This window comes from Bacillus sp. JJ864, from assembly GCF_036963045.1.
In the GTDB taxonomy this organism is placed as follows: domain Bacteria; phylum Bacillota; class Bacilli; order Bacillales; family Bacillaceae_G; genus Bacillus_A; species Bacillus_A pseudomycoides_C.
This window is the reverse complement of sequence record NZ_JBALLY010000198.1, coordinates 1-2917: the sequence shown is the minus strand read 5'-3', so window position 1 is coordinate 2917 and position 2917 is coordinate 1. Positions and strand designations below refer to the sequence as shown.

The window sequence follows — 2917 nt, the reverse complement described above, 5'->3', positions numbered from 1 at the left end:
CTAATAATCAGTGGGGGGATAAGGCCCCCACTGATTAAAGTTTCACTTTATACTAAGCTATAAGCGCGCTTTGTTTCTTCGTGAAACGCATTTGTATCATATTTATGTTCAACAAAAATTTGGTGCCATACCATAAATGCAAGGACTGTCCAAATTTTACGGCTGTAATCGCCTTTATCTGCACAATGTGCTTCTAATAAGTCTAATACGTACTGCTTATCGATTAAATGCTCTGTTTTGCTTTCTTTAATGATATTTACAGCCCAATCATGCATTTCATCTTTTAACCAGTGACGGATAGGTACTGGGAAGCCTAACTTCTTACGATCTAATACGTGATCCGGTACAATACCGCGTACTGCTTCACGTAAAATCGCTTTTGTTGTACCATTTGCAATCTTTAATTCTGTTGGAATTTTAGATGCAACATCAAATACTTCTTTATCTAAAAATGGTACACGAAGTTCTAACGAATGTGCCATTGTCATTTTATCAGCTTTTAATAAAATGTCACCGCGTAGCCATGTGAACATATCAATGTATTGCATTTTACTTACATCGTCATAGTTTTTGATATCATCATACAATGGTTTCGTGATATCCATGTAATTTACATTTTCATTATAATGCTTCATAAGCGCTGCTTTTTCTTCTTCACGGAAGATTTTCGCATTTCCATAGTAACGCTCTTCAATCGGCGTGCATCCACGTTCTAAGAAGCTTTTTCCTTTGAATCCTTCTTTTAACGCACCACTTAACGCTTTTAATACACGTTTTCCTGGACTAGGGATGTAAGAGAACATTTTTAAAGAGTTTGGCTCACGATAAATGTTATATCCGCCAAATAATTCATCTGAACCTTCCCCAGAAAGAACAACTGTTACATGTTTACGCGCTTCTTTTGCAACGAAGTACAATGGTACAGCTGCTGGATCCGCTAACGGATCATCCATGTGCCACATAATTTTTGGGAATTCGTCCATAAATTCTTGTGGTGTTACGAATACGCTATAGTTTTTCACACCTAATTTTTCTGCTGTTTCTTTCGCTACGTCAACCTCACTAAAGCCACGACGTTCAAAACCAACAGAGAAAGTTAAAAGGTTTGGATTCATTTCTTTGGCGATAGATGCGATAATCGTTGAATCGATACCACCAGATAAGAATGATCCTACTGGTACATCACTGCGCATATGCATTTTTACGGAATCGTATAATACGTCACGAATTGCTTGAATATGCTCTTCTTTCGTCGCATCAGATGCATTGAAATATGGTTGCCAATAACGACGGATTTTCATCTCTTTTCCAAGTTCTTTTACGAAGTAATGACCTGGCTCAATTTTGTTAATATCAACTGTTAACGTTTCAGGCTCTGGAGCATATTGATACGTAAAATAGTGTTGTAGAGAAGCCGGATTTACCCCTTTATCTTCCATCACATGTAAGATACTTTTCTTTTCAGATGCAAAAAATGTTGTATCTTCGTGCTGCGCAACGTAAAGTGGTTTAATACCGAAATGATCACGTGCACCGAAAAGCTTTTTCTCTTCGCGATCCCAAATCATAAATGCAAACATACCACGAAGGTAATCTACACATTTTTCTTTCATATGAGCATATAATGCAATGATTACTTCTGTATCAGATTGTGTCGCAAATGTTGCCCCTTTTTCAAGAAGCATTTCGCGAAGTTCTACATAGTTATAAATTTCACCATTAAAAATAATTACATAACGATCATTTTCATACGTTAACGGCTGATGTCCTGCTTCTAAGTCAATAATACTTAAACGGCGGAAGCCAAATTGTACATGTTCATCACGAAAGTACCCTTCATCGTCTGGACCACGGTGAAAGATAATCGTATTCATATTTTCAAATTGATGTTTTTCTTCTGCCGAAAACCCTCTAGGGTTTTCACATAAACATCCTACAAAACCACACATACTTTCTTACCCTCTTTCGGTTTTCATTCTTTTTCTATACTACTATATCAACCCTATTTATACTAGCATAATCATAGCAATATGGCGACAAAAAGTACATATATCCACTTTGTTTTTTCACCATTTTCATCACTGCTATGCAAAATAAAAAAATAATTTACTCGTTTTCCCCTTTCATTTTGAAAAAAGACTTTGACCGCTTCTATATATGGCCAGTTGCTCCCGTTCACCTAAAAAGAAAAGATGTTTTTTGTCATTTTTTTCAATTTGTATTTATATATACAAACAATTCTATTCTTATCCTTCATCAATTTTCAATTTTTTCCTTTCCCGAAAAAACCATTTTCACATTTAGGCGTTTTTGTCATATGATATTTCAGATTTATCTTTAGGAGGAGAAATTATGAGTGATGAAAGAAAACCTTCACGTCCACAATTTCGAAGTTACTTAAAACAAATTGATGATTTTTTCGAACAAACTCCGCTTCGTGACGTTATTGCAGATATGAACCACTTTTTCCAAAAAGGAAACCGTCTAGTAACATTTCCCGTTGATTTATTTGAAGCAGAAGAGGACCTAGTTATAAAAGCTGAACTTCCTGGTATCCAAAAAGAACAACTTCAAGTTGAAATACAAGGTGAATACTTAAAAATTGCCGTAAAAGAAGATATTTTAGGCGAAGAAGCAAATGAATCGCCTAATTATTATCGGCGCGAACGCACAATGTCGGAAGCTTCTCGCGTTATCAAATTACCTTATTCAATTAACAAAAAACAAGCAAAGGCTTCGTATCAAAATGGCATATTAGAAATTCGTGCACCTAAACTACCGCAGCAACACGATATTTTATCGATTGAATAAGAAAAGGATGCTCATTCGCATCCTTTTCTTATTGTGTTAAACGTCTAATATCACGTAATATATCATCGTATGGTGTATTTTTCATACCACTATATTCCTTCATCAC

At 35.5% G+C, this 2917-nt stretch carries 2 protein-coding genes; one reads left to right on the top strand and one right to left on the bottom strand.

What is annotated here, in order from left to right; translation table 11 throughout:
• Positions 1-47 precede the first annotated feature (47 nt).
• Complete coding sequence (gene asnB, locus V7024_RS22510) at positions 48-1949, bottom strand: asparagine synthase (glutamine-hydrolyzing) (RefSeq protein ID WP_335524134.1); 1902 nt, start codon at positions 1947-1949, stop codon at positions 48-50.
• A 403-nt stretch (positions 1950-2352) separates the two neighbouring features.
• Between asnB and V7024_RS22505 the strand changes: the two genes are divergently transcribed.
• The gene (locus V7024_RS22505; protein WP_335524132.1) at positions 2353-2811 is read left to right on the top strand and encodes an Hsp20/alpha crystallin family protein; all 459 of its coding nucleotides are present in this window, start codon (positions 2353-2355) and stop codon (positions 2809-2811) included.
• Positions 2812-2917: the final 106 nt, after the last annotated feature.

Bases quoted from the DNA above. Each gene is read 5' to 3' on its own strand.
- asnB (WP_335524134.1), bottom strand. From the start codon at position 1,949: ATGTGTGGTTTTGTAGGATGTTTATGTGAAAACCCTAGAGGGTTTTCG.
- V7024_RS22505 (WP_335524132.1), top strand. From the start codon at position 2,353: ATGAGTGATGAAAGAAAACCTTCACGTCCACAATTTCGAAGTTACTTA.